The organism is Lentiprolixibacter sp. (genome assembly GCF_982873095.1).
In genome coordinates this window covers 1-4,557 of sequence record NZ_CEYNTP010000179.1, presented here as the reverse complement: position 1 = coordinate 4,557, position 4,557 = coordinate 1, and the positions used below count along the sequence as shown (strand labels likewise).

Genomic DNA, 4,557 nt, shown 5'->3' with positions numbered 1-4,557 from the left:
TGATCTTTTTTGAGGTGGAATGGAATATCCTGTTCTTTGAGAAAATTTGCTACATTTTTGTCCCGTTTTATTGCATAGGGTTCATAGTCCTCATTGGTATACACTGCTTTTACCGGATGGCTGTCCAGGAGTTCTTTAAATACGGATATCGGCTTGCCATAAAATATGGCAAGGGACCTGTTTTGCTCCCTTTCCAGCCTTTCCCGCATCTCCTGGAGTTGTTGATATATAAAGTTTACGCGGGCATCGTCTTTGGGTAAGGCCTCCAGGATTTCCGTATCAAAAATAAAAATAGGAAGTACCGGATGGCCTGATTCCAGTGCGGCAAAAAGCCCGGCATTATCTTCCAGGCGTAAGTCCCTGCGAAACCAAAAAACCGACAGTCCTTTTTCCATTAGTTTACATTAAGGGTAGAGAGTCCTCCGTCTATTCCGACTATTTGCCCGGTCATCCAACTGCTTTTATCAGACAACAGGAATTCAGCTGCAGCAGCGATGTCATCGGCCTCCCCAACTCTCTTAAGCGGATGCCTGCTGGCCATCATTTCACGTTTCCTGTCGTTATTCAGCAGGCGAGACGCCAAGGGGGTATCTACCAAAGAAGGGGCGATAACATTACAACGTACTTTCGGGGCATATTCCGCCGCAAGTGATTTTGCAAAACCTTCCACGGCACCTTTCGCAGCAGCTACACTGGTATGGAAGGGCATCCCAGTCCCTACAGCTACCGTACTGAAAAACACCATACTCCCACCATCGGCCATTCTGGGCATAATGTCTTTAACAACGGCTACCATATTGAAAAAATTGAGTTGCATGTCCTCTTTAAATGTATCGGTGCCCATCATCTTGAAAGGTTTCAGGTTAATGCTTCCTGGACAATACACAAAGCCATGAAGTTCCTCTGGAAGTGCGGAAAGATCCAGGCTTTCCGAAGCAGCATCAAAAGGAAGATGAGTTGCATTCATTCCAGACAGGCCTTCATTGCTGCGCGATGCGATAAAAAGGTTATGGTCGGCCTGAAGCTTGCTGGCCAGGGCATGGCCAATCCCGTAGGACCCACCAATTAATAGAATGTTCTTTTTCATAGTCAGAAGGAATTGAAATTAAGTTCAGAAGAAGTACCGGGCAGCGTTCCAAAAAGTTCGGTCAGCTTGCTTTCCCGATAAGAAAATATTGTTTTTAATTGTTTTTTTACCAGGATGGGGTGGGCCAACCTTCCCAGCCATCCCAGTGGTAATTTATAGTGGATCAGGTCTTCCATTTCCACCCCGTTCTCTACTCCTTTAATAAAATGCTTGTGATGCCACAAACTATAAGGACCAAAGCGCTGTTCATCGACAAAATAAGAACCCTCCTCTACATGGGTGATTTCAGTTACCCATTTTGTAGTAAATCCGGGAAAAGGAGAGACAGTGTACTGTATTACCTGCCCGGCATACATTGGCCGGTCTGCCCCTGAGTGTATTACGAACCCCATATGTTCCGGGGTAATCACCTTCAGGTTAGCCGGGTTGGATAAGAACTCCCAGGCCTTTTCAGCCGATATGGGCAGATATTGTCTGGCATGAAGGGTATAGATTTTCATTCTTGAGTTTTAACAAAGGTAGGATCATTTTTGTTTAATCAAAAATTAATATCTGTTAAACAAAATTAAAGAATATGTCAACTGGCCTATTTTCAGGGATACTGGTCGAATTTCTGTCGATAATCCCCCTGAATTTGTACCTTTTCCTGTTTCTTAATATCGGAAATATGCGAGGGGTTGCACTAATAATAGGCTTTTTATTCAGCACTATTCTGCATGCTCAGGTGGAGGTTGCTTTGTTGGGCACCCTGCCAGAACAGGTACAGGAGACCTCCGGATTGGCCTACTACAACAATAAGCTGTATACCCATAACGATTCCGGAAATGCCGCTGAAATCTACGAAATAGACACCCTTACTTTAGCGGTTACCAGGACCATCCGGATCAACAATGCGCAAAACGTGGACTGGGAAGACCTGTCAAGAGACGATACCTACCTTTACATCGGAGATATTGGCAATAACAGGGGAGAACGCCAGGACTTACTAATCTACAGGATTGCACTAGCTGACCTGGATCAGGCATCTGAGGTCACTGCTGAAATCATCCGCTTTAGTTACGCTGACCAGACCGATTTCACACCGCAGAATAACAGTGATTGGGATGCGGAGGCCCTGCTTTGCTACGGGGATCAATTGATCATTTTTACCAAACAATGGCAGTCTTTGGGCACCGTCGCCTACGTCCTGCCAAAACAACCCGGGGATCATATTGCAACACCAGTAGGTAGTTCAGCCGTGAATGGCCTGGTTACTGGTAGTGTGTTTAATCCCGAAGCGAATGTCATTTACCTCGTCGGGTACAGTTCCCTGTTGCAACCTTTCCTCTACAGAATAAGTGACCTGCCCGTGCCATTTGTACTGACGGGCAACGGAACCAGGTATAGCCTCACAACTGGATTTGCCCAAATGGAAGCGATCACTGTAGCTGGTGAGAATAGCTATTACCTTTCTTCAGAAGTTTTTAGCAGTAACAACCCTCCATTAAACCTCAACACCTCCCTGTTCGTACTCACTACGGATGACGTTTCTGAAGAACCGCCAGAGGATGATGGAACCGGAAATGAAGAGAATACTCCACAATTATCTTTTTATGTTCCTTTTGGCACGAAGTCCCTGGAGTTCACATTGCAACCAGATCAGGAAATCCTGAGATGGGAAATTTTTGACCTGTCTGGTCAACGTGTAGCCTTTCTCTCTGGTGACCGTGCAAGGGAAACTACCATAGATGTATCTCCTTTAAGTAGTTCTATTTATTATTTGATCCTGCACCTGCAGGGTAGTCAGATCGGAACCCCTTTCTTCCTTGATTGAGCTCTGATTCAGGCAGTTATTTAAGGATTTCTTAACAATTATCACCTGCCTTAATCTTTAGCTTTGTGTAGAACACGTAAACCTTTTATCATGAAAAAATCACTGCTTATTTTAGCTGTCTTTGCCTTCTGTTTTAGCCTGCAGGGACAAATCTCCACACCACAACCGAGCCCATTTTCGAAATTGCATCAGGTTGTAGGGTTAACTGATGTTACCCTGGAATATTCCCGGCCATCCATGAGGGGGCGCACCATTTTCGGTGACCTGGTACCTTTTGATAAGATCTGGAGAACCGGTGCTAACGCCCGGACAAAAATCACTTTTGGGGATGATGTTACTGTAGGGGGAACTGCCCTAAAAGCAGGCACATATGCCATTTTCACCAAACCGGGAAGTGCCAGTTGGGATGTTTACTTTTACACAGAAACCGGAGGCGGAGGAACCCCTGCTACCTGGGATGAAACCAAGATTGCTGCCCAGGTAAATGTACCTGTATACACCATGCCCGAAGATGTTCAGACCTTCACTATGACCATTGATGATTTGTCTAACAACGGGGCAAACCTGGGTATGATGTGGGAAAAAACATATGTGGCAGTACCTTTTGAAGTACCCACAAAAGCCAAGGCTAAAAGTAGTATCGAGGCGACGATGGGCGGACCATCCGCTAACGATTACTTTTCTGCTGCCCTCTATTACCTGCAGGAAGATATGGACCTGAACCAGGCCAAAGTCTGGATAGATAAGGCCGTTTCTATGAACGAAAACGCCTTCTGGATGAGTCGCCAACAGTCACTGATATACGCCAAAATGGGAGATAAAGAAGGCGCTATAAAAGCAGCGAAAAAGTCACTTGCGGCAGCCAAAGCAGCCAACAATGCTGACTACGTTAAAATGAATATGGATTCCCTTAAAGAATGGGGCGCCATGTAAGAGCACCTGAAGAATACAAACAACCCGGAGGGCATTGCTTCCGGGTTTTTTTATGCCTCTATCGGGGGATTGTGCAATCGGTCAAAAATTTCCAAGAGGAACGCAAGCAGGATCACCAGACCGCAGCCAAAGGCATTGAGCCACAGGTAGGACATCCAATCCAGACTAAAGCCGATGATAACAATGACCTGGGTGATCAGTGCAGCGATGAATACGGCGTTGCCTTTAACCATCTTAAAGAAAAAGGCCAACAGGAATATTCCCAGAACATTTCCATAGAAAATGGAACCAATAATATTTACGAGTTGTATGAGATTGTCAAATAGATCCGCTACACATGCGATAACAATAGCGATGATCCCCCAAAGCAGCGTAAATCCCTTGGAAACAAGCACGAAATGTTTGGGGGTAAATGCGCCTTTTTTGTTGCGTTTGTACAAGTCTAAGGCCGTTATCGTTCCCAGCGCATTGAGTTCAGAAGCCGTAGACGACATGGCTGCTGAAAGGATGACGGCAAGCAACAGGCCAATGAGGCCAGTAGGAAGGTAATTGAGGATAAAATGAATAAAGACATAATCCTTATCATTGGTTTCCACGGATGAATCGGCCTGTTGGATCAACTCTTTCGCGGCTTCCCGGTTGGTGCGTTCTTTCTGGTTGATGGTGAGGATTTGCTGTTTTGCCTCCATGGTGGCCGAACCCGTGCTCATGCCCAAAGCTTCGG

General features: G+C 45.7%; 6 protein-coding genes. 2 read left to right on the top strand and 4 right to left on the bottom strand.

Going from position 1 to position 4,557, the window contains the following annotated elements:
- From AC4E7D_RS10610 to AC4E7D_RS10600, 3 genes are all read right to left on the bottom strand, one after another.
- Nucleotides 1-395: deoxyribodipyrimidine photo-lyase (locus AC4E7D_RS10610; RefSeq protein WP_490173771.1), on the bottom strand; the 395-nt coding region annotated here is incomplete at its 3' end.
- Nucleotides 395-1,087, bottom strand: coding sequence for an SDR family NAD(P)-dependent oxidoreductase (locus AC4E7D_RS10605; RefSeq protein WP_490173770.1), 693 nt, complete (start codon nucleotides 1,085-1,087; stop codon nucleotides 395-397). The genes AC4E7D_RS10605 and AC4E7D_RS10610, both read right to left, overlap by 1 nt.
- A 2-nt stretch (nucleotides 1,088-1,089) precedes the next feature.
- Entirely contained in the window at nucleotides 1,090-1,587 is a 498-nt protein-coding gene (locus AC4E7D_RS10600) for an SRPBCC family protein (RefSeq protein WP_490173769.1), read from the bottom strand.
- Between the two features lie 167 nt (nucleotides 1,588-1,754).
- Here AC4E7D_RS10600 and AC4E7D_RS10595 point away from each other — a divergent pair, with 167 nt between their 5' ends.
- Nucleotides 1,755-2,900 (top strand): hypothetical protein, encoded by a 1,146-nt coding sequence (locus AC4E7D_RS10595; protein ID WP_490173768.1) that lies wholly within the window; start codon nucleotides 1,755-1,757, stop codon nucleotides 2,898-2,900.
- 90 nt (nucleotides 2,901-2,990) lie between these two features.
- Nucleotides 2,991-3,833, top strand: coding sequence for a DUF2911 domain-containing protein (locus AC4E7D_RS10590; protein ID WP_490173767.1), 843 nt, complete (start codon nucleotides 2,991-2,993; stop codon nucleotides 3,831-3,833).
- A 50-nt stretch (nucleotides 3,834-3,883) separates the two neighbouring features.
- On the opposite strand, the gene AC4E7D_RS10585 is transcribed toward AC4E7D_RS10590, so the two are convergent.
- A partial coding sequence (locus AC4E7D_RS10585; protein WP_490173766.1) for a sodium:solute symporter family transporter occupies nucleotides 3,884-4,557 on the bottom strand: 674 nt, incomplete at its 5' end.